Origin of the sequence: Kineosporia sp. R_H_3 (genome assembly GCF_002198675.1) — a bacterium.
Classification (GTDB): Bacteria; Actinomycetota; Actinomycetes; order Actinomycetales; family Kineosporiaceae; genus R-H-3.
The window spans coordinates 15,997-40,212 of record NZ_MWLL01000197.1 but is presented as its reverse complement, the minus strand read 5'-3'; the positions used below and the strand labels follow the sequence as shown (position 1 = coordinate 40,212).

At 71.6% G+C, this 24,216-nt stretch carries 28 protein-coding genes and 3 tRNA genes; 14 read left to right on the top strand and 17 right to left on the bottom strand.

Annotated features, from left to right (window positions below):
* Positions 1-7: 7 nt before the first annotated feature.
* Complete coding sequence (locus ECOMGDLI_RS24475) at positions 8-826, top strand: DUF2637 domain-containing protein (protein WP_088319468.1); 819 nt, start codon at positions 8-10, stop codon at positions 824-826.
* A gap of 407 nt (positions 827-1,233) precedes the next feature.
* On the opposite strand, the gene ECOMGDLI_RS34855 is transcribed toward ECOMGDLI_RS24475, so the two are convergent.
* A complete protein-coding gene (locus ECOMGDLI_RS34855) occupies positions 1,234-1,764 on the bottom strand; it encodes a DNA-binding response regulator (RefSeq protein ID WP_158221138.1) in 531 nt (176 codons plus the stop codon).
* Between the two features lie 253 nt (positions 1,765-2,017).
* Here ECOMGDLI_RS34855 and ECOMGDLI_RS24465 point away from each other — a divergent pair, with 253 nt between their 5' ends.
* On the top strand, positions 2,018-4,354 hold the full coding sequence (locus ECOMGDLI_RS24465; protein WP_158221137.1) for a sensor histidine kinase: 2,337 nt from the start codon (positions 2,018-2,020) through the stop codon (positions 4,352-4,354).
* 132 nt (positions 4,355-4,486) lie between these two features.
* Here the strand turns inward: ECOMGDLI_RS24465 and ECOMGDLI_RS24460 are convergent, their stop codons facing one another.
* The 9 genes from ECOMGDLI_RS24460 to ECOMGDLI_RS24425 all read right to left on the bottom strand — a co-directional run bounded on the left by ECOMGDLI_RS24460 (position 4,487) and on the right by ECOMGDLI_RS24425 (position 12,646).
* Positions 4,487-4,945 (bottom strand): DUF4913 domain-containing protein, encoded by a 459-nt coding sequence (locus ECOMGDLI_RS24460; protein WP_088319465.1) that lies wholly within the window; start codon positions 4,943-4,945, stop codon positions 4,487-4,489.
* Positions 4,942-6,765: a type IV secretory system conjugative DNA transfer family protein gene (locus ECOMGDLI_RS24455; protein ID WP_088319485.1), complete on the bottom strand. Its 1,824-nt coding sequence runs from the start codon at positions 6,763-6,765 to the stop codon at positions 4,942-4,944. The genes ECOMGDLI_RS24460 and ECOMGDLI_RS24455 overlap by 4 nt, the downstream gene beginning before the upstream one ends.
* Positions 6,762-8,333, bottom strand: a complete 1,572-nt coding sequence (locus ECOMGDLI_RS24450) for a hypothetical protein (RefSeq protein WP_088319464.1) — start codon at positions 8,331-8,333, stop codon at positions 6,762-6,764. The genes ECOMGDLI_RS24455 and ECOMGDLI_RS24450 overlap by 4 nt, the downstream gene beginning before the upstream one ends.
* Before the next feature lie 9 nt (positions 8,334-8,342).
* The gene (locus ECOMGDLI_RS24445; protein ID WP_088319463.1) at positions 8,343-9,818 is read right to left on the bottom strand and encodes an SCO6880 family protein; all 1,476 of its coding nucleotides are present in this window, start codon (positions 9,816-9,818) and stop codon (positions 8,343-8,345) included.
* A complete protein-coding gene (locus tag ECOMGDLI_RS24440) occupies positions 9,815-11,098 on the bottom strand; it encodes a hypothetical protein (protein ID WP_088319462.1) in 1,284 nt (427 codons plus the stop codon). The genes ECOMGDLI_RS24445 and ECOMGDLI_RS24440 overlap by 4 nt, the downstream gene beginning before the upstream one ends.
* 1 nt (position 11,099) lies before the next feature.
* Positions 11,100-11,870 (bottom strand): hypothetical protein, encoded by a 771-nt coding sequence (locus tag ECOMGDLI_RS24435; protein ID WP_088319461.1) that lies wholly within the window; start codon positions 11,868-11,870, stop codon positions 11,100-11,102.
* Between the two features lie 30 nt (positions 11,871-11,900).
* Positions 11,901-12,203 carry a hypothetical protein gene (locus ECOMGDLI_RS24430; RefSeq protein ID WP_088319460.1) on the bottom strand — a complete coding sequence of 101 codons (303 nt, stop codon included), beginning with the start codon at positions 12,201-12,203 and terminating at the stop codon, positions 11,901-11,903.
* 96 nt (positions 12,204-12,299) lie between these two features.
* The gene (locus ECOMGDLI_RS34850) at positions 12,300-12,461 is read right to left on the bottom strand and encodes a hypothetical protein (protein ID WP_158221136.1); all 162 of its coding nucleotides are present in this window, start codon (positions 12,459-12,461) and stop codon (positions 12,300-12,302) included.
* Positions 12,458-12,646, bottom strand: coding sequence for a hypothetical protein (locus ECOMGDLI_RS24425; RefSeq protein WP_088319459.1), 189 nt, complete (start codon positions 12,644-12,646; stop codon positions 12,458-12,460). Before ECOMGDLI_RS24425 ends, ECOMGDLI_RS34850 begins: the two co-directional genes overlap by 4 nt.
* Before the next feature lie 130 nt (positions 12,647-12,776).
* On the opposite strand from ECOMGDLI_RS24425, the gene ECOMGDLI_RS24420 reads away from it, so the two are divergent.
* Genes ECOMGDLI_RS24420 through ECOMGDLI_RS24410 form a run of 3 tightly spaced genes read left to right on the top strand, consistent with a single transcriptional unit; the run spans position 12,777 to position 14,487 of the window.
* Complete coding sequence (locus ECOMGDLI_RS24420; RefSeq protein ID WP_088319458.1) at positions 12,777-13,511, top strand: helix-turn-helix domain-containing protein; 735 nt, start codon at positions 12,777-12,779, stop codon at positions 13,509-13,511.
* 17 nt (positions 13,512-13,528) lie between these two features.
* Entirely contained in the window at positions 13,529-14,005 is a 477-nt protein-coding gene (locus ECOMGDLI_RS24415; protein WP_088319457.1) for an NUDIX domain-containing protein, read from the top strand.
* Between the two features lie 8 nt (positions 14,006-14,013).
* Positions 14,014-14,487: a hypothetical protein gene (locus tag ECOMGDLI_RS24410; protein WP_088319456.1), complete on the top strand. Its 474-nt coding sequence runs from the start codon at positions 14,014-14,016 to the stop codon at positions 14,485-14,487.
* A gap of 45 nt (positions 14,488-14,532) precedes the next feature.
* Here ECOMGDLI_RS24410 and ECOMGDLI_RS24405 read toward each other — a convergent pair whose 3' ends face one another.
* Complete coding sequence (locus tag ECOMGDLI_RS24405; protein WP_088319455.1) at positions 14,533-15,105, bottom strand: HD domain-containing protein; 573 nt, start codon at positions 15,103-15,105, stop codon at positions 14,533-14,535.
* A 96-nt stretch (positions 15,106-15,201) separates the two neighbouring features.
* On the opposite strand from ECOMGDLI_RS24405, the gene ECOMGDLI_RS24400 reads away from it, so the two are divergent.
* The gene (locus tag ECOMGDLI_RS24400; protein ID WP_198955150.1) at positions 15,202-15,990 is read left to right on the top strand and encodes an XRE family transcriptional regulator; all 789 of its coding nucleotides are present in this window, start codon (positions 15,202-15,204) and stop codon (positions 15,988-15,990) included.
* Positions 15,991-16,158: 168 nt separating this feature from the next.
* On the opposite strand, the gene ECOMGDLI_RS24395 is transcribed toward ECOMGDLI_RS24400, so the two are convergent.
* A complete protein-coding gene (locus tag ECOMGDLI_RS24395) occupies positions 16,159-16,602 on the bottom strand; it encodes a helix-turn-helix domain-containing protein (RefSeq protein ID WP_088319454.1) in 444 nt (147 codons plus the stop codon).
* A 347-nt stretch (positions 16,603-16,949) separates the two neighbouring features.
* Between ECOMGDLI_RS24395 and ECOMGDLI_RS24390 the strand changes: the two genes are divergently transcribed.
* From ECOMGDLI_RS24390 to ECOMGDLI_RS24375, 5 genes are all read left to right on the top strand, one after another.
* Positions 16,950-18,068: a lytic transglycosylase domain-containing protein gene (locus ECOMGDLI_RS24390; RefSeq protein WP_158221135.1), complete on the top strand. Its 1,119-nt coding sequence runs from the start codon at positions 16,950-16,952 to the stop codon at positions 18,066-18,068.
* Positions 18,069-18,119: 51 nt separating this feature from the next.
* A complete protein-coding gene (locus tag ECOMGDLI_RS24385; protein WP_143447897.1) occupies positions 18,120-18,587 on the top strand; it encodes a hypothetical protein in 468 nt (155 codons plus the stop codon).
* Entirely contained in the window at positions 18,580-18,732 is a 153-nt protein-coding gene (locus tag ECOMGDLI_RS34845; RefSeq protein ID WP_158221134.1) for a hypothetical protein, read from the top strand. Before ECOMGDLI_RS24385 ends, ECOMGDLI_RS34845 begins: the two co-directional genes overlap by 8 nt.
* Positions 18,729-18,974, top strand: a complete 246-nt coding sequence (locus ECOMGDLI_RS24380; protein ID WP_088319451.1) for a DNA-binding protein — start codon at positions 18,729-18,731, stop codon at positions 18,972-18,974. The genes ECOMGDLI_RS34845 and ECOMGDLI_RS24380 overlap by 4 nt, the downstream gene beginning before the upstream one ends.
* A gap of 137 nt (positions 18,975-19,111) precedes the next feature.
* Positions 19,112-20,461: a tyrosine-type recombinase/integrase gene (locus ECOMGDLI_RS24375; protein ID WP_088319450.1), complete on the top strand. Its 1,350-nt coding sequence runs from the start codon at positions 19,112-19,114 to the stop codon at positions 20,459-20,461.
* Between the two features lie 35 nt (positions 20,462-20,496).
* Here ECOMGDLI_RS24375 and ECOMGDLI_RS24370 read toward each other — a convergent pair.
* The 3 genes from ECOMGDLI_RS24370 to ECOMGDLI_RS24360 form a co-directional block, all read right to left on the bottom strand.
* Positions 20,497-20,570: transfer RNA gene (locus tag ECOMGDLI_RS24370), tRNA-Phe, on the bottom strand.
* Between the two features lie 26 nt (positions 20,571-20,596).
* Positions 20,597-20,670: transfer RNA gene (locus ECOMGDLI_RS24365), tRNA-Asp, on the bottom strand.
* A gap of 30 nt (positions 20,671-20,700) precedes the next feature.
* A tRNA-Glu gene (locus ECOMGDLI_RS24360) sits at positions 20,701-20,773 on the bottom strand.
* Positions 20,774-20,992: 219 nt separating this feature from the next.
* Between ECOMGDLI_RS24360 and ECOMGDLI_RS24355 the strand changes: the two genes are divergently transcribed.
* Both ECOMGDLI_RS24355 and ECOMGDLI_RS24350 read left to right on the top strand, forming a co-directional pair.
* A complete protein-coding gene (locus ECOMGDLI_RS24355; RefSeq protein ID WP_088319449.1) occupies positions 20,993-21,859 on the top strand; it encodes an aldo/keto reductase in 867 nt (288 codons plus the stop codon).
* 38 nt (positions 21,860-21,897) lie between these two features.
* Positions 21,898-22,239 carry a metallopeptidase family protein gene (locus ECOMGDLI_RS24350; RefSeq protein WP_088319484.1) on the top strand — a complete coding sequence of 114 codons (342 nt, stop codon included), beginning with the start codon at positions 21,898-21,900 and terminating at the stop codon, positions 22,237-22,239.
* A gap of 96 nt (positions 22,240-22,335) precedes the next feature.
* Here the strand turns inward: ECOMGDLI_RS24350 and ECOMGDLI_RS24345 are convergent, their stop codons facing one another.
* Complete coding sequence (locus ECOMGDLI_RS24345; protein ID WP_088319448.1) at positions 22,336-22,698, bottom strand: DoxX family protein; 363 nt, start codon at positions 22,696-22,698, stop codon at positions 22,336-22,338.
* 116 nt (positions 22,699-22,814) lie between these two features.
* On the opposite strand from ECOMGDLI_RS24345, the gene ECOMGDLI_RS24340 reads away from it, so the two are divergent.
* Positions 22,815-23,348, top strand: a complete 534-nt coding sequence (locus ECOMGDLI_RS24340) for a MarR family winged helix-turn-helix transcriptional regulator (RefSeq protein ID WP_088319447.1) — start codon at positions 22,815-22,817, stop codon at positions 23,346-23,348.
* On the opposite strand, the gene ECOMGDLI_RS24335 is transcribed toward ECOMGDLI_RS24340, so the two are convergent.
* Positions 23,349-24,179 (bottom strand): oxidoreductase, encoded by an 831-nt coding sequence (locus ECOMGDLI_RS24335; protein WP_088319446.1) that lies wholly within the window; start codon positions 24,177-24,179, stop codon positions 23,349-23,351.
* Between the last annotated feature and the right edge of the window lie 37 nt (positions 24,180-24,216).

The window sequence follows — 24,216 nt, the reverse complement described above, 5'->3', positions numbered from 1 at the left end:
GCACCTCGTGCGCGCCCCACTGCCACCCCGCCGGACCGAGAACCTCGTCGACCAGGCCATCGACCTGGCCATCATGGTCGGCCTCGGCATCCTGATCCTCGTCGGCTTCGCGACGAGCTACCGCACCCTGCGCGACCTCGCCGCCACCGAAGGCGGCTACCCCGTCTGGCTCGCGCCAGCGGTCCCGCTCAGCTTCGACCTGGGCATCGTCGTCCTGAGCCTCAAGGTCGCCCGTGCCGCACGCGAGGGCCGCACCGCGCCCGTCATGCGTCTTCTGGTCGCGGCGCTCTCCTCGGCCACCGTCATCGCGAACGCGGCGGCGGCGACGAGCGCTACCGCGCGCCTGCTCCACGCGATCCCACCGGCCATGTTCGTCGTCTGCTTCGAGACCGTGATCATCTCGTCCCGACGGGTGGCCCTCGAGGAGCGAGGCTTGCTGCCGCCGCCGCTACCGCACCTTCGCCCCATCCGCTGGGTGCTTTCGTTCCCCAGTACCTGGCGGCAGTGGCGGCACGCGGTCCTCGAACTGGACGCCGGTATCGCCATGACATCGACGCTGCCGAGGAGCCCCGTTGCTGGGCTCAAGGAGGCCAGGCCTTCAGCAATCGCAGTGGCAGCAACCGCAACGATGCCGGTCGGCGACCGATCGTCGGAGCCGAGTTCCTCACGGACGCGAGACGAAGCGGCTCGCGAGCTGCTGGAGCAAGACCCGCTTCTGTCTGCGCCTGAGTTGGCAAGGACCTTGGAATCAGCAGGGTGGCGAGTGTCCGCCCGAACGGCCCAGAGGATCCGCGCTCGCTTGGGTGCCTCCGCTGCGGGGCTGTGAGTACCGCCGCTCGCAGCAGCCAGGCGGCGAGGCAGTTCGAGGTCTCGAGTCCTGCGACGACGGACTTGCGCGGGGGTCCACAACCCCTGCCCAGGGTCGGTCGTGACCGCCCTACCCGCCCGACAGGAGCCGACCGGACAAGGGGCCCTCACTTGCGGTGGCTGCCCATGATTCCTCCGTCGCCCTCGACATCGCGAGGCACCGTCGACTGCTCTGCGGCCCTTCGGACGTCCGGGTCGGGGCACGGTGGCCGCCGCGCATCCCCTGGCGACGGCCATCGCGCACCCCGTTCGCCGGTAGGTCCGTGACCAGGTTCTGCCACCGGTCGGACGGCGATCCACCGCAACGGCGCCGATGTCACCGGAAGCGGGGACCGTCCGGCAGAGTCGACGACCCCCGTCTGGGGGTCAGGGCTCGAGGAGACCGTCCTGGCGCGCCGCTTCGTACAGCTGGGTCTTGGTCCGGGCGTCCCGGCCGACGGCGGCCCACTTCCCGCGGGCACGGTCGACGTACTGCCGTGCCGTCTCGTAGCCGACGCCCATGTGGCGGGCCACCGACTCCATCGTCAGCCCTTGGGCGTAGAGCGTGACCGCTTCCAACTCACGCTCGCTGAGCGCTGGGCGCTGCGGGTCGCTGGCGACGATCTCCGCCAGCTCGGGCGACGTCCAGGCGTTGCCGGTCGCGGCCGCCTCGAGGGCCGCCAGCAGCTCGCGGGACGAGTCTTCCTTGGCGACGAAGCCCGCCACGCCCTCGCGGAGCAGCGCCTGGAGCAGGCGGCCGTCGCGGGTCCCGGAGACCACAAGCACCCGGATCCCGCGCTGCAGCAGCGACCGAACGCCGCCTACGTCCACCAGCCGGCCCCCGAGGAGCAGGTCGAGGAGCAGCACCTGGGGGTGCCTCTGCGGCGGGTGCGCCGACAGCCAGTCGTCGAGTTGCATCAGGTCGTCGCACGCGACGACGACCCGATGGCCGCCCCGCTGCGTAACGGTGAAGATCAGGCCGTCCCGGAACAGGGCGTGGTCATCGACGATCCCTACCCGGAGCCCGTGAGCACCGATCGGGGGCGGACGATCGTGGAGACTCACGGGACCATCCAACAACGTCCGCGACGCCCGCACGAGAGGGGGACCGAGCACAATGACGACCTCGGCGGCCGCCGCGCTGGCGCGTGTCTCCTGGCCGAGTGAGGCCGTGGCGGTCGCACTCCGCCGGATGACCGCGATCCTCACCGGTGCCTGGCTGCTCGGGTTCGGCGCGACGGTCGTGCTCTCCGACGTCCTGCGCCGGCCGACCTGGGCAGCCGCCACCGGCGCCCTCGGACTCGCAGCCTGCGCACTCGTCGGGCTCAACCGCCGGGCTGACGCCCGGCTGCTGGTCGCGGCCGCTGCCGTCTTCGCGATCACCGTGAACATCACGACCGACCACGGCGTCGACGACCTGAGCGGCAACACGCTGCTCATCTACTGGCTGCCCGGCATCGTCTCCGCCGCGGCCGGGTTCCTGCTCCCCACGCGGTCGGCCGTGCTCGTCGGCCTCGGCTTCGGGGGCCTGTTCGCCGGGCTGCTCGCCGCTCGCCTGTGGCCGTACACGGATCCGCGCGCCGCGGTGACCGTCGCGGTCGCGTCGTTCGGGGTGGCAGCGGCCGACGTTGCCGCGAGCAGCCTGGTGTCCCGGGCGCTGCATGCGCTTGGCCGGTCCGCCGACGCGCAACTGTCGGGCGCGGAGACCGCTCGGGTCGTCCGTGAGCAGGCCCGCGAGGACCGCAGGGTGGCCGTAGAGCTGACTGCCCGGCTGCACGACGGGGTGATCAACACACTGTCAGCCGTCGGGCTGCGCGGCGACGTCCTCGACGCGGAACCGCTGCGTCGCGCCTGCGCAGCGTCCGCCGACGAGGCCGGACATCTGGCTGTCGACGGGGACCCGGCACCCCACGCGGTGAGTCGTGCACTCGTCGAGGACGCCCTGCGCGGGCGCCGGGGGTGGGCGGTGGGTGCCGCACTGCCCGATGTTGTCATCGTCGACACCTCGGCTGACGAGCTGCTCGGCCTGCTCGACGGCCTGCCTCCGACCGTCGCGGAAGCGATCTGCGGCGCCCTGCTCGAAGCGCTGACGAACGTCGCCCGGCACAGCGGCGTGACCCGGGCCGAGGTGACCGTCCGGGGCGGACGCCTCGTTGAGGTCGTCGTCCGGGACGACGGGGCGGGGTTCGACGGGGGGATGATGCCGGGTCGTGGGCTCGCCACGTCAGTCGTGGACCGCTGCGCGGCGGTGGATGTCGTCGCCCTGGTGACGTCAGCCGCCGGCCGCGGGACGCAGGTGCTGCTCCGGTACGACCCGGCGAGCCGCCCGTCCGTGGCTGCCGAGGCGGCCGTGGACGCCGAACGGCTGCTCGCCCATGTCGGCGGTCCGTTCGCGCAGCGGGTCGCGGCCTGCCTCGTCGGGCTGTGCCTGTGCCTCACGCTGGTGTCCACGGTCGAGACTGGCGGGCGCCTGTCCCCTGGCTCATGGTCCGCCCTCGCCCTGCTCGCGGTGGTCACCGCGTCCGCTGCGGCGATGTCCCGGCGCGGAGCCGGCGTCCCCTGGCTGCGCGCGAGCGGGCTCGTCGCCACTGTGCCGGTCCTGGTCCTACTCCCGGGCAACGGGCTACCTGGCTGCCTGCGGGTCGGGACGGCGTGGTGGGGCCCGGAAGCTGCGCTCGTCCCGCTCGTGCTGCTGATCTTTGGGTTCCGCAGTTGGTGGCCAGCAGGCGTGGGCACCGCCGTGTACCTCGGCGCGATCATGTCGCTCGAGGTCACCTTCACACCTGTGGGCTGCGTGAGCCCCGGCCTGTCCGGCTTCCTCGACTTGCCGGTCGTCGTCGCCATCGCGTACTTCCGCAGCTACCTGCAGCGGCTGGCGCTGCGGGCCGCCACCGCACAGGCCGAAGCAGGCCGTGCCAAGGCCGCGGAGGCAGGCTCCCGGACGGCGCACCAGCTGTGGCGCGGACACGTCTCCCGTGCTCTCCACGGGTCCGCGGACCTGCTGCACGCGATCGCCGACGGCCGGCTCAACCCTCGCGACGAGGCCGTGCGCACCCGCTGCCTGATCACCGAGTCCTACCTGCGGCAGCTGACGCGGCTCGACCCCGACCTCGACGCCGTGGGGGCACAGCTCGCCGACCAGCTCGCGGCGGCGCACGCGGCGGGTGTCCGGCTCGTCGTCCGGATGCCCGTTGGCCCGCAGACTGAGCCCGACCCCGGGCCACTGGCCGCCGTCCTGCGGGCGGTGCTCTCGGCCTGCGCTGAAGGGGACACCGTCACGGTGGCCAGGATCGGCGTCGGTACGGCGTCCGAGGTCACGGTCACGGCGCCGGCCAGGGCAGGAGCCGCCGTGCAGGACCTGGCCCGGACGACCGCAGCCACCGGGTGGACGCTGTCGTCCATGGACCTCGGCGACCAGTGCCTGGTACGCCTCACCGCGCAGACACCGCGGCACGCTGCCCCGCAACAGACGTCCCGGATGCCTTCGCTGCCGCGGACGGCGACATGACGCGGACAACGGGCGCGGAGTGCAGCTCGTGAACACTCTCGCCGACCGGGTGGGGAGTCGCTCAACCCGCCGACCGCAAGACCGTCGGGGTTCGATTGCAGCCGTCGATCATGTAGTCACTGCTGTTCTCGGCTACTGACCGAGGTCCCCGCAGGGTGTGTGACGTTCATGAGTGCACTGCGCAAAGGGACCGAGCCGGGAGAAGAGAGCGGCGAGTTGGGGGTCCAGGTAGCTCGTCAGCCACGTTGCGATGCCTAGGTTCGGATCGAGTCGCAAGGCCTCCCACGACCGCCACAGCGCCTCGAACCGCGTAACGGCCTCGGGGTGGGCCTCCCACTGTCCACACCAGCGGATCTCGCCGCCGATACTGCGGGTGAAGATGCGGCGGAAGTATCCGTCGACCCAGGCTGTGACAGTCCCGTAGACCGGCTCTACCACTGCGTTGGTGGGAAGATGCGACTCGGTGGTGTGCGCGGCGGCGGCGGCCAACTCGTCCAGGTCGGCCAGAGCGCGTGTGAGCTGCGCTTCCAGCTCGTCGACCCGTTGGATGAGAAGCGACAGGTCAATGGGGATCGGTCGGTCGTCCGTCAACTGTCATCCTCGGTAGCTGCCGCGCCGCCGGCGGAACGCCGCGTGAGCAGCGCCTTGGAGTCCTGAGCTATGGCAGAGATTGCTGGTGCATTGATCGCTTCGAACCACGGCGAAAGCGTGAGCAAAGCCGGCCTGCAGCCTGTCGCCAGCAGAAGCGCCGTCACACTGGGAAGGGCCCGGATGTCCTCCGCCGCGAGGATCCGCTGCCGCCGGATGCTGACGCTCTCGTTCGTTCGTCGGTCGCCGTAGCTCTGGGAGCGGATGGCGACGTCGTGGTCGCCGACGAGGCGGGAGAGGTCCTCAGCGAGCCGGGCGTCGTCCATGCCGGCGCCGATGAGCTTGATGGTGGCGGCGGACCAGAGGGCGTCCATGCCGTGCTCGCCCCACACCCGGACCCCCTGCTTGTAGGACTGCAGGATGGTCAGCGGTGTGATGCCGCGGGAGCCGAAGTGGCTGTAGAGCTCGGGGAGGTCGGCGATCCGGCAGACGTTGGCGGCCTCGTCGAGGACGACGAGCAGGGGTGGGTCGAGGCGGCCGCCGCGGCGTTCGGCGGCCCGGGTGGCTTGCCGCATGATGCGGTCGGTGAGGGCGGCGACGAGGGGTGCTGCAGCGCCTGCGCCGTCCTTGGAAAGCAGGTAGAGGGTCTGCCGGGTGAGGGCGAAGCCGGCGGCGTCGAACTCGTCGAGGTCTTGTTCGCCGCGTAGCGCCGGTGGGGTGACCCAGGCCATCGTGGCGTCGTCACGCAGGCACTGTGCCGCCGTCCGGGCCGTCTCGTAGACACCGTCGCGGGTCTCGGGGGCGCCGTGCATCCGGCCCAGCAGGGACGCTGCGGCTGCCTTGTGACCGGTGGCGCGGAGCAGCTCGACGGGCGTGACGAGAACGGGGTCGTTTAGCCACTCGTAGACCTCGGTGAGGTCTCGGCCGGACGTCGCAGCGGCGAGGAGCAGGCCGGTGAGCAGGTCGTGCGCGGCGGATGACCAGAAGTCCCGGCTGCCGCGGTCGCCGCGGACCTCTTGGACGAAGTGGCCGGCGAGACGGTGGGCCTCTTCGACGGTGGTGACGTCGCGCAACGGGTTCCACCACCAGGTGCGGTCGGCGTAGACGATCTGCTGGGGGTCGAAGACCCAGACCTGCTCACCGGTCTCCTCGGCACGCAGAGTGGAGGTCGTGGTCCACAGGTCGGCCTTGTTGCTGGTGGCGACGACGGCGCCGGGGGCGTCGAGGATCGCGGGGACGGCGAGAGCGGTCGTCTTGCCGGCGCGGGGCGCCATCACGGCGAGAAGCACGTCCTCCCAGGACGCGCGCAGCTCGACCGGCCCGCCCCGCTGCTGGCGCAGGGTGCCGAGAGGGACGCCGATGTCGCGGCCCGCGAGTTGCCCCTTGGGTCGGTCGGCGAGCGAGGTCCGCAGGCGGCGTGCGCGCTGCTCGGACTCCGGCGCCGTGAAAGCTCGGACGTCCCGGGCGGTGGCCAGCGAAGGCAGCGGGTCGTCCGCGGCTGGACGATGGTGGACCCATCGGGCGGCGAGGAAGGCGGCCGGGCCGATCACCGTGGCGGCGAGCAGGCCGGTGCAGATCCAGACGAGCACGGGCGGCGTCCGCGGCCACGCGTTATGGACGCCGCCCGGGCTGACCAGCACTCGTGCGAAGTCCCAGCCGAAGTCCGGTCCGGACCAGCCGTGGCCGGTCAGCAGGGAAGCGGTGTGCCCTCCGACCCAGATCAGGGCGACGACACCGACAGGCAGCCAGCAAAGAGCGAGGACTGCGAAGGGGGTGGTCGCCTCGCGGGGGAGTCCTGCTCTGGGGCCGATCGCCGTGGTCATCGGGGCCACCCTGTCCCGTCCACCAGCCCGGTCGCGCCGCGCGGCGACGCGACGGCGGCCGTGGCGTCGTCCGGCGTCCAGACGGTGCGGCGGTCTGTCTCATACGTCTGGGCCTCGTCCGCGACGTACTCAAGCTCAACCGGGATTCCTATCCTCTGGCCCGTCTTCAGGAGGTACTTCCCGCGCCCCGGATGCCGGGCACCGGGCTGCCATGTCTCGGGGGAGGACCACGAGGCGACGAGCTGCTTCTCGGCGTCCGAGAGCGGGACGATCCGGGAGACCTCGTCGAGCTCGCGCATCGGCAGCCCTGCGAGAACGGTGATGGCGCAACGGTCGATGAACCCGCGGGCCTTCGCGCGGTCGGCCTCGGTCGGCAGGGCCGCGAGGTCGTCGAGGGAGTGGGTCATCATCATGTGCGCGACGTCGCGGCCGCGGTAGACGCGGGTCAGGGCGTCGGCGTGGTCGACGAGGCCGGGGGCGCCGCGCAATGCACGCCAGAGCTCGTCTAGGACGGCGACGTACCGGCGTGGTGGGGCGAGCCCGGCGTCGGCGAGGGCGGTCGAGGCGTCGATGACGGCGAAGCCGTACGACCAGGTCGACAGCATCGCGGCGGAGAGCAGGGTGTCGCCGGCGGAGGTGACGGCGGAGATGTCGATGGAGACGGCCGGTGCGGTGAGGTCGATCGGCTGGGTGGTGGGGCCGTCGAAGACCCCCTTGAGGGAACCCTCGCAGAGCATCCGGAGCGTCTGGCGCAGGCGGCGAGTCTCAGCGCGGTACTCGTCGGGGGAGTCGACCTCGGCGGCGGAGACGAGCCGGCCGTGGCCCTCGCGGATGACAGCGAGGACGTCGGGGACGGTCGGCTCGGTGCCGGCGGGGAGACGGTCGGCAAGCAGGTCGACGGCGGCGCCGATGACGGTCTCCTCGGAGTTGGTCATCGGGGCGTCGGTGCGGACGAGGGAGCAGAGCGCGAGAGTGGCGGTCAGCCGGCGGCCGCGAACCTCGAGGCGGAGCCGGTCGGCTGCCGGGCCGGAGAGTCTGGCCAACGCTGCGCCGAGCGGGCCGGCGTCCAGCGGGTTGATGCGGTCGAGGCCGCGGCCGATGCGGATGACCTGGCCGCCGGCGGAGCGGACGACGGCGGTGTAGTCGGGCTTGGCGTCGCCGAGGAACAGCGGGACGGCGCCGAAGGCCATGAGTCCACGGCAGATCCGCTTGCCGGCGCTGGACTTGCCGGTACCGGGCTGGCCGAGGAGGAAGACGCCGCGGTTCGTCGTGAGGCCGGCGTCCATCCAGGCGAAGGGGTCGCAGCAGACGACCTCGCCCCAGGTCATGTGGCGGCCGAACGGGACGCCGGCGGACGGCGAGCCCGATCCGGCAGTGAAGGGGAACAGGCCGCAGGCCTGGACGGTGGTTGCCTGGTAGGCAACCACGTCGGCTCGTTGTGCGGCGCGGCCGCTGTTCGGGCCTGGCCAGCCGAGCAGTGGTGCGACGGACGACCGGGTCGGTACGGCGGTGCTGGTGCCGGTCGCGACGAGCGGCACGCCGCCCGGGTGGGTGGTGGTCGTGGTCATCTCGCTGCCTCAGAGGGCCGGGACGCCGCAGGGCAGCGTCGTGGCGAAGGCTGCGGACTGGCTGCCGACGAGGCGGCGGAGCTGGATCTTGCTCTGGTCGGCGCGGGCCTCGACCTCGGAGACGACCGCGGGCAGGTCGTTCTCCTGGCGGGCGGTTGCCGTCACGTACAGGGCGAGGACGACGAGCCCGGCGCCCTGGGCCTCCTCGACGGCCGCTCGCTGTGCCTGCAGCCGGTCTGCGACGTCCCGGGCCGATTCGTCGCGCCGCTGCGCCCGCCGGTACGCGTCGCGGAACGCGGCCGCGTTTACCTGCGCCTCGAGCACCCGCGCAGCCTCAACGGCGGGCAGCGGACAGTAGACCAGGGTGACGCGCTTGGGGAACCGGCCGGGGGACAGCAGCCGGGTGAGGACCCCGGACGTCACGTGTTGGCGCGGTGCTTCGCGCCAGCCCCAGGTCACGGAGACGCCGCCGTCGTGGCGGTAGTGGTCCCAGTGCTCGTCGGCGGCGACGGGGCCGGCGTCCGCCCAGTCGAGCGCCTCGCCGTCCGGGTTATGGCCGGCGAGGGCTCGCTGGACGTCCCCGCGGGCGGCGGGGTCGAACGCCGTCCGGACGATGCCGGCGATGTCGTCGGCGGATGCGCGGCCGAGCACCGTGACGCCGCACGTCGCGAGGGACGACTCGAGGCCGGTGAGCTGCCGGGAGATCTCGTCGACGGCGTCGTCGAGGTCGCGCAGCCGCGGGGCGGCAGCGGCGGGGTCGAAGGTCACGCTGACGCGGGTGTCGACGTCGGCCGAGGCAGCGGGGGAGCGGGCGACGAGCTCGTGCATGAGGCGGCGGACGTCGTCCGGTGCGTCGGGTGCGATCCGCGGCAGGATGGCGTCCTGCAGGGCGGTGCCGGGCTCGGGTGCGGTGTCGACGGTGACGGCCACGCTGCGGACCATCGGCAGGTAGCCGAGCGATGCCAGCCAGGAGTGCCAGTTGGCGACCCAGCCGTCGGCATCGTGGCTGTCCACGAGCCAGGTGGAGGTCGCGGCGCAGCGCAGGGTCGCAGTCAGGTGGCCGGTGCGGCGGTTCCAGACCAGGCCTAATGTGCCGCCGCGATCGTCGGCGGCCGACAGCAGCCGGGTCGGGGCGAGGACGCCGGGCAGGTCCCAGGCCGACGCGCGCTCGACGACGGTCTGCGCGCGGTACGTCGTCCAGCCACGGCGAACCGCCCAGGCCCAGCGGAGGCGGCGTGCGACGGTCTGCGCGAGCGTGAGGTCGTCGAAGCGGGCGATCGTCAGCCCGGCCACGGCCGCAGCAGGCACGAGAGCCAGCGCACCCATGGCGAGGTCGAGCGAGGCGAGCATCAGAGGGACGACAACGCAGGCCAGGACGACGACGGTGCCGGCGGGGCCGACGCCGAACAGTCCGATGCCGCGGGCCTTGCGCCAGCCGCCGTACGTGCGGACGGCCGGGCGTGAGGTGTCGGTGGTGGTGGTCATCGGGATCCTTCGTCGTCGGTGAGGGCGGCGCCGGCGGCCCGGCCCGCGGCGGACGCGGTGCCGGCGGCTGCCTGGCCCGCGAGGTAGACGGCGCCGATCGGGCCGGCGGCCGCGGCTGATGTGGAGCCCGCAGCAGTCGTCGCCGTACCTGAGGCGGCGGCCGTGGACGCCGCCGCAGCAGATGGGCTGCTGGCGGTCGACGTCCACGCAACGGGGGATGGGGCCGCACCGCCCGCGGGGGATTCGGGCGGTGCGGCGTTCGAGGTCCCACGGAACGCGGACGTCGCGCCGGTGGGGGCTGGACCGGAGGGCGGTCCCAGGTCGCCACGGACGGCGGCCGCCTGGGTGGCGGCGGCTCCGCCGTTGCTCGGGGTGCTCTCGAAGGCCGCGCGGGCGTGGATCGCGGCGGCCGAGCCTGCGGCGAGAGCGGCCAGACCGCCGCCGCCCCCGGACGTCGCGGCGCCCGTCGTCCAGGTGAAGAACTTCATCAGCACCGGAAGGGCGATGATCGCGAGCAGCATCATCGTCAGGCCGACGACGACGGTGCGGGGGTCGTCGCCCTGGCCAGTAAGTGCCAGGGCGGCCGCGTAGACGAGCGCTGCGGCCGGCTTGTAGGTGATGAGCGCGAGCATCCAGCCGAGGACGCGCGGCAGCCACGGGCGGGTCGCATTGGTGAAGGAGCCGGCGGCCGCGAGGACGACGACCCCGCTGAGGATGACGACGGCGCCTTCTCGGAAGAGCATGAGGATTGCCTGGACGAGTCCGGCGAGCATCATGAGCAGCCCGAGGATCGTCACCGCGCCGGGGGACTGGATCGCGCTGAGGCTGGCCAGCGCGACGAGCCGGTCGGTCGCCTGGCCGCCGGCAGCGCTGTCGAGGACCCAGACCGAGAACGCGTCGCCTGCCCGCAGCGCAGCGGCCGGCCCGACGACGCCGATCGAGCTCCACAGCGCGACGTAGAACAGGCCTCGGCCGACGTTCAGGAGTGGCTCGGGACGGCGGGACAGCATGAGCAGGATCGCCTGCCACATCACCCCGACCACCGACACGACGATCGCGAGCCAGAGCACGTACCCGCGGATCGCGTCGACCGGAGTGCGGCCCAGGTCGATCGCCGGAACCTCGATCCACCACGCGATCGTCGTCTTGATCACCCAGGTCGCGCCGTCCCGCATCGAGTCGGCGAAGGTGTTGCCGAGCGTCGACGACACGGCGCCGCCGATGGCGTTCCCCGCGCTGTCCACGACGCACGTGGCCGGGACCAGAGGCTGGCAGACCATGTCAGCCGCCGTACTCGACGAGGCCGTCGGGGACGGCGCCCAACGCCGTGGCGCCGGTGCCCCAGTCACCGTTGGCGGGGGCGACGACCCGCCAGTCGTCGTTCTGCCAGCGCAACTCGACTCGGAAGCCGACGGATCTCGAGGAGGAGCTGAGCTCTGGCGACGTCAGGACGACATCGATGGTCGCCGTCCCGTCCCGGAGGTCGATGCCCCGGACGACGTAGCCGAGCACCTGCGCGCTGCCCCCGGTGGGGACGGGTTCGCCGTCCGCGACACCGGCCTGCGCCCGCAGACGCTGGTACTCGTCGTTGACGGCGAGCCGCATCGAGGGCAAGTCGGCGCCGGTCACCTGGGTGGCGAGAACGGGCGCGTAGATCCTGGGCCCGGCGGCGGCGCTGGTGCGGACGACGACCTGGACGGCTGCGAGGGCGGCGCCGGTCGTGCTCCTCGAGTAGCCGCCGGCGGCGCTGTCACGGGTCAGCCGCGGACCGTGGGTGCGGGAGAACGGGAGCGAGACGCCGGCGACCTCGGTCCAGGTGATGTCCGTGATGGCGGACGGCGCGGGCGCGGCGGTCATGGTCTCGATACGTGCGACGGCGTTGTCCCGCTCGGGGCGGGCTGCGTCGTCCGGCAGGAGGAACGTCGTCGCACCGACGAGGATGACGGCACCGCTCGCGAGTGTCCCGAGGACGACGGGCAGGCGACGCCAGGCGGGCTTGTCGAGCGGTCGCGTGGTGCGCGACTGCGGGCTGGGTCGGTAGGTGTTGGTCATCGTGTCCCCCCGAGGCTCGTCGGTCGCCGGTCAGGAGAGGACCGCGCCGACGAGGCCGGACGCGAGGCTCAGGAGGGACAGACCGCCGAGCACCCAGGGGATGCCGGATGCGCCGTCCACGGCCATGTTCGACCGGTTGCGGCGCCCCAGGATCATCATGATCGCGCAGACGCCGAACCCGACGACGCCGGCGACCATGCCGACCCACTTGAGCCAGCCGAGCAGCAGGTCGGCCGGCCCGCTGAGGCCAGGGGGCGCGACGGGTGCGGGGTTGGGGACTGCCGCAGCGGCGAGGCCGAGGAGTTCCGTGGTGAACCAGGTGAGCTGATGCATTGCTCTTCTCCATTCATTTCAGCGCATGGCGACGGTAACACCGTACGCGGACATTCAGAAGGCGGTGGGATGCGCCGGGCTCGGGCCGGCGCGCGGTCACTGCGTGAGCTGCTGGATGGACTCGACGACGGTGATGAGGCCGACGGCGAAGACGCCCAGGACGAGGAGCGCGAGGACGGCGACGATGACCCGCCAGTAGGCGATGCAGACGCCGCCGACGATGAGGCCGATGAGCATCAGCGCCAGGGGATCGGTCACTGGTGCGGCCCTTCTGTGTTTTTGGTGGATGGGCGGATCGTCAGCCCGAGGACCCGGGCGACGACGGTGGGGGACAGGTGCGGGAAGACCTCGGCGAGCAGCGCCGCGACGGCGGGGTCGACGTCTGGTGAGGGCTCTGGGTCGGCTGCCTCCTCCGTCTCGACCGGAGGGTCGTTGTTCGTCATGGCACGACGATGGCGCGCACGGCAGGGACGTGATCACCACGCGGCTGGACGCCTCGAAGACGTCCCGTTAGCGTGATCGCGTCCCAGGACGTCCCTGGGACGAATAGGGACGTACGGCGGACCGGGGGCCATGGCGAACGAGCGGCTGCGAGCCACACTCCTGCAGCGCGGGCTGACCCTCGAGCAGCTTGCCGAGCAGGTCGAGGTGGACGCCAAGACCGTCGAGCGCTGGATCGGTGGCCGCGTCCCGTACCGCCGCAGCCGCTACGCCGTTGCCATGGCGCTCGGGGTCGAGGAGACCTACCTGTGGCCGCAGGCCCTCTCCGACGCCCAGCTCGCAGACGCCGCCGAGAGCGAGATCCTCACCGTCTATCCGCACCGGTGGACCGTGCCGCGCGACATCTGGGGCCGGCTGTTCGGCGAGGCCGAGGAGGACATCGGCATCCTCGTCTACAGCGGGTTCTTCCTCGCTGACGACCCGGGAATGCTCGCGATGTTCCGTCAGAAGGCGGCCGCCGGCGTCCGGGTGCGGATCCTCATCGGCGATCCAGACAGTGCCGAGGTGCTCGAGCGGTCGCAGGCGGAGGGGATCGACGACGCCCTTGTCGGCAAGATCCGCAACGTCATCTCTTTGTTCAAGCCGCTGCGCGCGCAGGACGGCGTAGAGATCCGTCTGCACTCGACGCCGCTCTACAACTCGATGTACTGGGCGGACGACGAGCTGCTGGTCAACACCCACGTGTACGGGGCGGTGGCGTCGCTCGCGCCGGTCATGCACCTGCGCCGGATCGCCGGCGGGGACCTCGTGACGACCTACCTCGACAGCTTCGAGAAGGTATGGGCCGACGCGAAGCCGCTCGACTGACGTCTCGAGGAGAACCTGTGGCACGGCGCATCGACCACTACGACGACCCGGCAGCCCCTGCGGCGAACAGCATCGTGCCGTCCGCGAACGTGGCGGTCATCGACGACCAGGGACAAATCCTCGTCATCCACCGCACTGACAACGACAACTGGGCGTTGCCCGGAGGCGCCCAGGACTTCGGGGAGTCGCTGCCGCAGTGCGGGGTGCGCGAGACCAAGGAGGAGACCGGGATCGACTGCGAGATCACCGGGCTTGTGGGCATCTACACCGATCCGAAGCACCTCATCCACTACACGAGTAACGACGAGGTTCGGCAGGAGTTCAGCGTGCTGTTCACGGCTCGTGTTGTCGGTGGGGAGTTGGCTGCGAGCAGCGAGTCGCGTGAGGTGCTGTGGCTAGCTCCTGGCGAGCTGGCCGAGCGGCAGATGGACCGGTCGATGCGGCTGCGTGTCAAGCACCTGCTCGAGCGCCGTCCGTCGCCGTACCTGGGCTGACTCAGCGCATGGCCGGGGACGGAAGCTGGATCAGCACCGCCGCAGACGTGTTCTCCTCCGTCGGGACCGTCGGCGCATTCGCTGTCGGGATGGTCCTGCTCCGCAAGGAGCACCGCCGTGAGGAGCATGCGGACGACGAGCGGCGACGCGGGCAGGCCGTCATGGTCAGCGCATGGCTCGAGCCGCACCGTGACGGCAACGGCGTGCAGCAGCTCGCGTTCCATGTGCACAACGCCAGCGGGATGCCGATTTACGAGGTGTCACTGTCGAACCAGGCCCCCGGGGCGGGCGACGATTCCGAGGCTGAGTTCATCGGGCTGGTGCCGCCAGGGCAGACGGTGCGGCGGCCGGCACCGCGGGAGTGGGCAAGGTCGTACTTCTCCCCGGAACCGGTCGAGGTCGAGTTCCTCGACAGCGGCGGGGTGCTGTGGCGCCGTGACGAGCAAGGCCTCCTGACCGAGGTGCAGCGGTCCGGGGCTTGAGCAGTTAGGCCACGGGTGTGATGTCGGTATCGGTCGGGACGGCCTTCAGGTGCCCGGTGCGACAGATCCGTTTCGTGACAGTGCATCTGTCACCTCTGCGTGGACAGAGCGCAAGGCACCTTCGCCGCGGCGGATCGCGCGATGCACCGCGTCCGCCGGTGCGTACCGGTCGTAGATGTCTGCCAACCGGACGTCGATGCTGATGGTGTCGCCATCCGGGCTGGTCGTCAGGTCGCAGTAAGTCAGTAGGGGGAGCAGGCGTCGAACTCGATCCCGGTGCGCGGGGAACGGGTCGAGCAGGGCGGTGATCCCTCGTACTGCCGCTTCGATCTCCGAGTTGGTGTGGTGAGCGACGAGTGAGACCAGGTCGCCGTCCAGGCCGAGGGTCTGCAGGTGGGCCGCGCCGTCGGTCGGGTGGAACCCGGTTGCAGCGAGCGCCGGTGCATATCCGACGTCGTGCAACCAGGCTGCAGCCTCGAGTAGCTCCGCGTCCGGTCCCGCGAGCGAGGCCACCGAGCGGGCCGCGCGGGCGACGCCGCGGGAATGCTCCCAGCGGCGCGGCAGATCGCTGGCCAGGAGTCGCTCAGCGATCCGGGCAGCCTCGTCGGGTGACGTCACGCTCCCGACGCTACGACTCCCCTCAAGTCGCCGAGCATCCAAGCGTGGGACGTCTTGGGACGTCTTGTGTTAGCGTCGTACCACGGGGAGGTCATCATGAACGAGTCGAGGACGCGGAACTCCGCGCTGCGCAAGGCGATCGTCGATGCGCGGTTGTCTGCTCGTGATGTCGCGGAGCGGCTGGGGGTCGATCCCAAGACCGTCCAGCGTTGGCTCGCCGGACGGGTGCCACAGTCGGCGCATCGACGTGATCTGGCGCGGCTGGTGGGGCGGCACGAGTACGACCTCTGGCCGGCGGAGGCGGGGGGCTGTCCGATCTCGCCTGAGCTTTGGTGCACCTACCCGAATCGGGGCGCGGTGCCTCGCGCGGTATGGGTCGAGCTGTTCGGTTCGGCGGCGCGTGAGATCGACGTGCTGGCCTACAGCGCCCTCTTCCTGTTCGACGATCGCGAGCTGCTCCGGCTGATCCGCGAGCGGGCGGAGAGCGGTGCGCGCGTGCGGCTGGCGCTCGGCGATCCGGCTGCGCAGGCTGTCGCGCAGCGGGGGATCGACGAGCGCATCGGAAGCGCGATGCCAGCAAAGGTCCGGAACTCGCTCGTGCTGTCCGAAGGGCTCCGTGGCGCGAGCAATGTCGAGGTCCGGCTGCATGACACTGTGCTGTACGCGAGTGTCTACCGCGGTGACGACGCGATGCTGGTGAACCCGCACGTGTACGGCGTTCCCGCGGCCTCCTCGCCGGTCCTGCGCCTGGCCGGTTACGGGGACCTCTCCGCGGTTTACCGAGACTCCTTCGAGCGGGTCTGGGACCGTGCCGGACTGATCGGCGCGGCCGAGGCGTGCCGCACGGATCGGACGCCCTCGATCCTCGAGTCCTCGACGACGTAGCCGCGGATGGCTGTGACTGCGTAGCACTGCATGCGGCGCCGGGAGAGGCGGGCTCTGCGGCCTGCGCCCCTCCCGGGCCTGGAAGGAACCCTCGGGTTCGCCGCGGGACGGCGGAACTGCGTGTCCGGGACGTCGTCCGGCGGCTGTTCGTCCCGATCGGTCAGGAGGTCAGGGGTCGGCGAGGCCCTCGAGCTGCCGGGCCCGGGATGTCATGTCGATGAGGGTGCTCAGGGTCTCGGGTGAGAGGCCGGCGGCTCGTATGGCGAGCTCGCGGACCTTCGGGTCGCGCAGTGCCGTCAGTAGAGCCAGTTCGGCGTCGACTGCCGCCGCAGCCTCGTCGTCGAAGAAGTACGCCGGTGGGACGCCGAAGAACCCGGAGAGTGCCTCGAGGTGCTTCTTCGTCGGGTTGTCACGCATGCCCTTGCGGAGCTGCCATAGGTAGGTGGCCGAGATGGTCGGGCCGCCGGCGTCCTCGATGGCCTTTGCGACCTGCTCGTGCGTGTACTCGCCCTTGGCGGGGTGGACCACCGTGAAGAGATGGTCGATCTTCTCCGCCAGGGTCTTTGCGGCCGGTGTCGGCGCGGGCACGTCTGGCTTGGGTGCCTTGACCATTGCCGCCTCCTCGTCCAGACGCGCGCCGCGTCGTCCGATCCTGTGTCACCGCCTGCCGGTCGTGGGCGGCGACCGGCGCGGGGACCTGCGGCGTCGCGGCACGTCGTCCACAGAGGCTGTTGACAGCCAGCCATCTCTGCGTACTGTTGTGCGAAAGTCATTAACTGAGATGAATGGCGGTGAGTTCTCGTGTCAGCCACTGCAGATGCGTGCGCTCTGCCGTCGTCCTCCCGCCCATTCGTCCTGCGTCCGGTCGTCAGCCGTTGCCGTCAGCTGACGACAGCCATCCAACCAGCAGCCGGTGCGCGGAGCGACGACATCCGGCGCTCCGGCTGTGGGGGAGCGTCGTGAGGGCCGCCGTGCTCGCGGCGGTCGCGGTGCCTCTGGCGCTCGTGCTGTTCCTTGGGGCCGGGTTCACGGCGCAGGACGATGCGCTCGCCACGGCCGGGGTCAGCGTCGGTGTCGACGCTGCTGCCGTACCGCCGCTTGCCCGTGAGTTGCTGCCCTACCTCGAGCGGGCCCTCACTAGCTCCTGCCCGGATCTGCCCGCGCTCTGGGTCGTTGCCGAGGTGCAGGCCGAGTCGTCCTGGAACCCTCGCGCGTACTCGCCCGCCGGTGCCGCCGGACTGCTGCAGATGATGCCCGGCACCTGGGTCGAGGCCGGGGGAGCGGGCGGCTCCTGGACGATGTCCGCCGGGCCTCCGAGCGATCACCCGATCTGGGATCCGAGAACGCACCTGTGGGTCGCCGTCGGCTGGATGTGCGCCAACCTGCGCCTCGTAACGGCGCACCTGCGCGCCACCGGCAAGCCCACCGAGACTCTCGACGCCCTCGCCGTCTGCCACATCGCCGGCTGCTCACGCGTGACCGGATCCGCGACCGGGATCCCCCGCCCCGGCGAGGCCGGCTGCGGCACGAGCTGCGTCAAGCAGATCACCGACTACCTCGCCGCCATCCACCGCTGGACCCGGGCGTACGCCTCACCTGTCACGAGGCTTGCCGGCGGCGCGGCCGGCGCGGGCGCGGCCCCGGTCGCCTACCCGGGCGGCGCTACGGGCTGCACGATCCCGGACCCGACCGGCACTGGAGGCTGCGTCACCGGCGCGACCGCCTGGCTCCTTCAGCAGGTCGCCGAACGCGTCCACCAGGGGTCGGTGTCCTGCTGGGACGCGCACGCGTGGAACCCGACGAGCGACCACCCCAAGGGCAAGGCCTGCGACTACACGATCGGCCGCGCCGGGACCTTCCCCGGCGCCGCCGACGTCCGCCGCGGCTGGGCGCTCGCGCAGTGGCTACGCACCTATGCCCGCCCGCTGCATGTCAGCTACGTCATCTGGCAAGGCCGCATCTGGTCCCTCGCCCGCGACACGGAGGGCTGGCGCCCCTACTCCGGCGGCGGCGTCTACGACCCCACCGATCCCGTCGGGGGCCACTACGACCACGTCCATGTCTCGACCGACCGCTAGGCCCGCCCGCGAATTCATCATCTGATGCAGGAAGCTGCCATGGAGGCACCCGTGACGACGACCATCGACCCAACCATCCTGACGACCGACGAGCTCATCCCGATGCTCCGGGCCTGGGCCCACGGCTACTACCCGGCCGAAGCCGCCGTCGAGCTGATCATTCGGCACCAGACCTGGCTGCACCGCACCGACTTCCTGCTCGACCTGGTCGACGCCGTCGCCGACGGCTGGGGCCCGGAGGGAGTCACGATGCCGATCGCGTCGATCGACTGGGACCGGGTCGAGCACTTCCTTGCCGGTGCCCCCGCCAGCACCTCCGAGAAGGCCATCCTGCGGTTCGCAGCCTCCCTCGCCGGCGCCCTCGTCGAGCCCTGCCTGCGCGAGTTCACCGGCGGCCTCGACGACCGGAACGGGTCCCTCGTGCTCGACGCCCTCGCCCACCGCTTCGGCTGGCACGAGCGCGGACGCGCCCACCTCGTCACCGGCGCCTTCGTCTCCACGGCGGTCGGTCATGGCTGAGCCAGCCGCGGTCCCGTTCGCGCCGACCGACGACGACCCGGCCCAGCGTCACCGCCGCGACCTGCTCGCCGCGCTCCTCGTCGAACGCTTTACGCCCTACCAGCCGCCGCCAGCGGCGGACCGCTCCAGGAAGGGAGCCGCATGAACCGCACCGAGCTCGACGCGCTGCCCGCCGTCGTCGACGTCTGCACCGCCGCCAAGGTGATGGGGCTCAGCCGAACCGCCGCCTACGAGCTCATCCGGCTGGGGGAGTGGCCGACGCCGGTCTTCCGGCTCGGCAAGCTCATCCGCATCCCGACAGCGCCGATGCTCAGCCTCCTCGGCCTCGACACGTCGCCGCCCACACCCGCCGTTCCCGCCGCGCGGCCGCTGGCGTCCGGGCAGTAGCGCCGGCGAACGCTTCGGTCCCTCTCACGGCGCGACGACATCGTGCGGGGACCGACAGCGGGTCCCGGCTATCGACGTTGTCGCGCCAGGATCTCTCACGCCCACATCCCGGGCGTACCGCACTGCAGAGGAGACGAATGGCACGCGGAACTGTCTACAAGCGCTGCCCTTGCCGCGATGAGCAGGGCAAGCGCCTCAAGATCTGCCGGAAGGACCACGGAACCTGGTGGTACAAGGTCGAAGGGCCTGCCAGTGCCGAGACCGGTCGCCGGCGGCAGGTCGCCAAGGGCGGGTTCAGGACCCGCGTCGACGCCGAGGCCGCGCTCACCAAGGTGAGCTACGCCCTCGAGCACGGGCAGCAGGTCTTCGAGAAGAAGACGACCGTGGGGGACTGGCTCGACCTGTGGCTCGAGGAGCTGGCGACGAAGCGCTCCGTGAAGACGTTGGCCAACTACCGAGGCCACGTCCGGGACGTCTGGAAGCCGATCCTCGGCCGGGTCCAGCTGCGCAGCCTCACCCGGCAGCACGTCGAGACGGCGCTCGCGGACCTGGACAACCCGATATTCCGGCCTGCCGGGGCGGGCAATGTCGGACGGCGCATCGCGCACCGGTCGCCGGCCACCATCGACGGTTACCGGCGCACCCTGCGTGCTGCGCTCGCCGTCGCCCGTCGACGGGGACTCATCGCCATCAACCCCGCCGAGGGGCGGATGGATGCGATCCCGGAGCACGACCGGCGCTCCAAGCTCTCGATCTGGGAACCGGAGCAGACGGCACAGTTCCTCGAGCACGTTGCCGAGGACCGTCTCTCGGCGCTGTACGAACTGGCCGCCTACGCCGGCCTGCGCCGGGCAGAGCTCTGCGGGCTGCGCTGGCAGGACGTCGACACCGACGGCCGCGGGATCACCATCCAGCAGTCGATCGTCGAGGTGGCGAGCAAGGAGCTCCGGCCGGAGGACCGCATCTGCGGGATCTGCCGGCACGAGCACACCAGCCTCCTGGTCAAGGCGCCCAAGTCGAGGGCCGGGACCCGCTGGGTGCCCCTCGTCGGCGCCGCCCAGCGGGCGCTCGAAGCCCGGCGCGCGGTGGTCGAAGCGAACAAGCAGGTCTGCGGGGCGAGGTACCGCGACCACGACCTGGTCTTCTGCCACGTCGACGGCGACCCGCTCCGGCCGAGCAGCGTCACCCTGGCGTTCGAGGCGCACGTCGCGGCATGCGGGCTGCCGAAGATCCGGCTGCACGACACCCGGCACGGCGCCTGCTCGCTGCTCCTGGCGGCCGGCGTGCCCATCGAGGTCGTCCAGATGATCCTCGGCCACAGCAGCCCGACGGTCACCCGGCAGGTCTACGCCCACGTCATGAAGAGGTCCACCGCGCAGCAGGTGGAACGGGCCGCCGAGATGGTCGACAGATTCCGGCGCGGACATTCCGCGGACACTCCGACCGACCCCGACGGGGTGGAGCAAGGAGGTGATGGGATGAAGTAGCAGGTCAGAGCCCGAATCACGCTCCTCTGCAGAGGTGGCCAGGGGCGGGGTCGAACCGCCGACCTTCCGATTTTCAGTCGGACGCTCGTACCAACTGAGCTACCTGGCCGGACGAGCGGATGATCCGCTCGACAGCGACCCCGACGGGACTCGAACCCGCGACCTCCGCCGTGACAGGGCGGCGCGCTAACCAACTGCGCTACGGGGCCTTGATGGTGCCAAGGCCTTGCTGCTTGCCGTGCCCCCAACGGGATTCGAACCCGTGCTGCCGCCTTGAAAGGGCGGAGTCCTAGGCCGCTAGACGATGAGGGCGTCGCTTCCGCGACGTAACCCCAGACGTCCAGGACCCGTCGAGGACTCGGTAAGCATAGGGGTAACCAGCCCCCACCTCCAAAATGGATACCCGGTCGTGCTCAGGAGGGTCCCGTGGGCCGCTCGGGACGCCGTCCGGGGGCCGGCCGGACGTGCCGCCCGAGAGGCCCCGGGGGAGGATGCTGCAGGCGGTCCGGGCGACGAGAAGGAGACACCACTGTGCGCACCCGCATGATCGGCGACGTCGAGGCCTCGGCGATCGGGCTCGGCGGGATGCCGATGTCGATCGAGGGCCGGCCGGACCGGGCGCGGTCGCTCGCGACGATCCACGCGGCCCTCGACGCGGGAATCACGCTCATCGACACTGCCGACGCCTACCACCAGTTCGCGGACGAGGTCGGGCACAACGAGTCGCTCGTCGCGGAGGCGCTGTCGACGTACTCCGGCGACACGTCGCGCGTGCTCGTGGCGACGAAGGGCGGTCACCTGCGGCCCGGGGACGGGTCGTGGACGCTCGACGGGTCGGCGGCCCATCTCAAGGAGGCGTGCGAGGCCTCGCTCAAGCGGCTCGGGGTCGAGGCGATCGGGCTGTACCAGTTCCACCGGCCGGACCCGACGGTCGACTACGCCGAGTCCGTGGGGGCCGTCCGGGACCTGCTGGACGCCGGCAAGATCCGGATGGCGGGTATCTCGAACGCGAGCCCGGACCAGATCATGCAGGCGCGGGACATCCTCGGCGGGCGGCTCGTCAGCGTGCAGAACCAGTTCTCGCCGGCCTTCCGGTCCAGCGAGCCCGAGCTCGAGCTGTGCGACGACCTCGGGATCGCCTTCCTCCCGTGGAGCCCGCTCGGCGGCATCTCCCGCGCCGCCGGCCTGGGGTCGACGTTCAAGGCGTTCCAGGAGATCGCGGACGGCCGCGGGATCAGCCCGCAGCAGGTCTGCCTCGCCTGGGAGCTCGCGAAGTCCGAGGTCGTCGTCCCGATCCCCGGCGCCTCCCGGCCGAAGACGATCCTCGACTCGGCGAAGGCCGTGGACGTCACCCTGACGGCCGAGGAGATCGCCCTGCTGGACGGCGCGGGGGCCTGAGCGGCCGCCGCGCGGGCCACACTGTCCCCGTGGTCGAGATGTCCCGCGAGGAGTTCGAGGACGCCGTCGCCGACGCGCTGGACGGCGTCCCGCCGGAGCTCTCCCGGCTCATGGACAACGTCGTGATCCTCGTCGAGGACGACGCGCCCGAGGACGACCCCGAGCTCCTCGGGCTCTACGAGGGCACGCCGCTCACCGAGCGCGGCGACGGCTGGGCGGGCTCGCTGCCGGACCGGATCACGATCTTCCGGAACCCCACCCTCGAGATGTGCGACTCCCGCGACGAGGTCGTCGAGGAGGTGCAGGTGACCGTGGTCCACGAGATCGCGCACCACTTCGGCATCGACGACGACCGGTTGCACGAGCTGGGCTGGGGCTGACGGACGACGCGCTGACGGACGACGACGAACTGACGGACGACGAAGGGCCCGCCACCGGGGATCGGTGGCGGGCCCTTCGTGCGGACCGGTGCGGGATCAGAAGCGGCCGACCGCGACGAACACGCACAGCGCGAGGAGGACGACGTTCATCCCGATCGCCTGGGTCTCCTTGCGGCGCCCGTGGGTGATGATCGCGCCGACCATGGTGATCGCCAGGCCGGTGGCCGCGAGCGGCGTGAGGACCGGGGCGATGTCGAGCGCCCACGGCAGGATCAGGCCGATCGCGCCGAGGATCTCGAGCACCCCGATCGTCTTGATGAGCCCGGGGGAGAAGTCCTCGGTCCAGGCCATGTTCGGGTTCTCCTGCAGCTTCGCCTTCGGCGTCGTGGCCTTCATGAAGCCGGCACCGGCGAAGAGGAGGGCGAGCAGACCTGCGACGGCCCACAGGGCGATGTTCATCGGGAGGCTCCAGGGGGACGGTGCCGCTCGGAGCGGCCGGGGGATGTGGACTTGATGCTTCAACTGACGCTAACGACGAAATATTGAAGCGTCAAGTGATCAGGTATGCTGAAGCCATGACGGACGACGTCCGGTGGCTGAGCCCCGACCAACTCGAGGCATGGCTCGACCTCGCGGCGCTCATGATCCGGCTGCCCGCGGCGCTCGAGAGCCAGCTCCAGCGCGACGCCGACCTCTCCCAGTTCGAGTACTTCGTGCTCGCGCACCTCTCGGAGTCGCCCGGCCGCGAGGTGCGGATGAGCGAGCTCGCGGCGATGTCGAACGGCTCGCTCTCCCGGCTGTCGCACGTCGTCTCCCGGCTCGAGCGCAAGGGCTGGGTGCTGCGCCGGCCGAGCGCCGAGGACGGGCGCGCGACGATGACCTGGCTCACCGACGCCGGCCTCGCGAAGATCGTCGCCTCCGCCCCGGGGCACGTCGAGCGGGTCCGTGACCTCGTCGTCGACGCCCTGACCCCGGAGCAGCTCGAGGCGCTCGGTGCCGCCTGCCGGGTCGTGCTCGACCGGATCGACGCCCGGGACGGCGAGAGCTGCGCGGGGCGGCCGGGACCCCGGCCGGCCGGCCGGTCCCGCGGGTGCGGCGACGAGGCGTAGTCAGCGCAGCCGGTACGCCTGGCGCATCGCCATGTCCCACACCCGGTCCCCGGCGAGCCGCCGGGTCTGCACCTGGAGCTTCGCGGCCGCGGTGACGACGTACCGGGTCCGCGGACGCCGGGTCCGCACCGCCTTGACGACGGCGTCCGCGACGACGCCCGGCTCCGCCGCGGCCCGAGAGCGGTACGCGTTCGCCATGAGCTCGTCGGCGTAGGAGCGCAGGCCGCCGTAGGCGGAGCCCTCGTCGCCGGCGGCCAGGCCGTGCGAGGCCGTCGTGCCGAACTCGGTGCGGATGAGGCCCGGCTCGACGAGGACGACGTCGACCCCGAACGGCCTGACCTCCACGCGCAGCGCGTCGCTCAGGGCCTCCACCGCGTACTTGCTCGCGTGGTACCAGCCGCCCGTGGGGAAGACGAGCCGGCCGCCCATCGACGAGATGTTGACGATCCGGCCGCGGCCCGCGCGGCGCATGCCGGGCAGGACGAGCTGGCACATCCGCCCGAGGCCGAAGACGTTCGTCTCGAACTGTGCGCGGACGTCGTCCAGGTCGACCTCCTCGACCGGGCCGTAGACGCCGTACCCGGCGTTGTTCACCAGCGCCCCCACGGCGCCGTGCTCGTGCTCGACCGCCTCGACCGCCGTCCGCATCGACGCCTCGTCGGTGACGTCCAGCGCGAGCACCCGGGCGCCGGTCCGGGCCAGCCCGTCGAGCGACTCGGGCCTGCGTGCCGTCGCGTAGACGGTGTGCCCCGCCGCCAGGAGCCGCTGCGCGGTGGCCAGGCCGATCCCGCTGCTGCAGCCGGTGACGAGCACCGGGTCGTTCGCCGCCATCTCGAGACCTCCGTCGGGGCACCCTGGCCCATCGGCT

What these genes read in the sequence shown, in the direction of transcription:
- ECOMGDLI_RS24445 (WP_088319463.1), bottom strand. Translation starts at nt 9,818, where the DNA reads ATGACCACCACCACCGACACCTCACGCCCGGCCGTCCGCACGTACGGC.
- ECOMGDLI_RS24380 (WP_088319451.1), top strand. Translation starts at nt 18,729, where the DNA reads ATGAACCGCACCGAGCTCGACGCGCTGCCCGCCGTCGTCGACGTCTGC.
- ECOMGDLI_RS24450 (WP_088319464.1), bottom strand. Translation starts at nt 8,333, where the DNA reads ATGACCACGACCACCACCCACCCGGGCGGCGTGCCGCTCGTCGCGACC.
- ECOMGDLI_RS24440 (WP_088319462.1), bottom strand. Translation starts at nt 11,098, where the DNA reads ATGGTCTGCCAGCCTCTGGTCCCGGCCACGTGCGTCGTGGACAGCGCG.
- ECOMGDLI_RS24420 (WP_088319458.1), top strand. Translation starts at nt 12,777, where the DNA reads ATGGCGAACGAGCGGCTGCGAGCCACACTCCTGCAGCGCGGGCTGACC.
- ECOMGDLI_RS24455 (WP_088319485.1), bottom strand. Translation starts at nt 6,765, where the DNA reads ATGACCACGGCGATCGGCCCCAGAGCAGGACTCCCCCGCGAGGCGACC.
- ECOMGDLI_RS24350 (WP_088319484.1), top strand. Translation starts at nt 21,898, where the DNA reads ATGTCCCGCGAGGAGTTCGAGGACGCCGTCGCCGACGCGCTGGACGGC.
- ECOMGDLI_RS24400 (WP_198955150.1), top strand. Translation starts at nt 15,202, where the DNA reads ATGAACGAGTCGAGGACGCGGAACTCCGCGCTGCGCAAGGCGATCGTC.
- ECOMGDLI_RS24375 (WP_088319450.1), top strand. Translation starts at nt 19,112, where the DNA reads ATGGCACGCGGAACTGTCTACAAGCGCTGCCCTTGCCGCGATGAGCAG.
- ECOMGDLI_RS24395 (WP_088319454.1), bottom strand. Translation starts at nt 16,602, where the DNA reads ATGGTCAAGGCACCCAAGCCAGACGTGCCCGCGCCGACACCGGCCGCA.
- ECOMGDLI_RS24340 (WP_088319447.1), top strand. Translation starts at nt 22,815, where the DNA reads ATGACGGACGACGTCCGGTGGCTGAGCCCCGACCAACTCGAGGCATGG.
- ECOMGDLI_RS34845 (WP_158221134.1), top strand. Translation starts at nt 18,580, where the DNA reads ATGGCTGAGCCAGCCGCGGTCCCGTTCGCGCCGACCGACGACGACCCG.
- ECOMGDLI_RS24345 (WP_088319448.1), bottom strand. Translation starts at nt 22,698, where the DNA reads ATGAACATCGCCCTGTGGGCCGTCGCAGGTCTGCTCGCCCTCCTCTTC.
- ECOMGDLI_RS24425 (WP_088319459.1), bottom strand. Translation starts at nt 12,646, where the DNA reads ATGACGAACAACGACCCTCCGGTCGAGACGGAGGAGGCAGCCGACCCA.
- ECOMGDLI_RS24335 (WP_088319446.1), bottom strand. Translation starts at nt 24,179, where the DNA reads ATGGCGGCGAACGACCCGGTGCTCGTCACCGGCTGCAGCAGCGGGATC.
- ECOMGDLI_RS24410 (WP_088319456.1), top strand. Translation starts at nt 14,014, where the DNA reads ATGGCCGGGGACGGAAGCTGGATCAGCACCGCCGCAGACGTGTTCTCC.
- ECOMGDLI_RS34855 (WP_158221138.1), bottom strand. Translation starts at nt 1,764, where the DNA reads ATGCAACTCGACGACTGGCTGTCGGCGCACCCGCCGCAGAGGCACCCC.
- ECOMGDLI_RS24435 (WP_088319461.1), bottom strand. Translation starts at nt 11,870, where the DNA reads ATGACCAACACCTACCGACCCAGCCCGCAGTCGCGCACCACGCGACCG.
- ECOMGDLI_RS24430 (WP_088319460.1), bottom strand. Translation starts at nt 12,203, where the DNA reads ATGCATCAGCTCACCTGGTTCACCACGGAACTCCTCGGCCTCGCCGCT.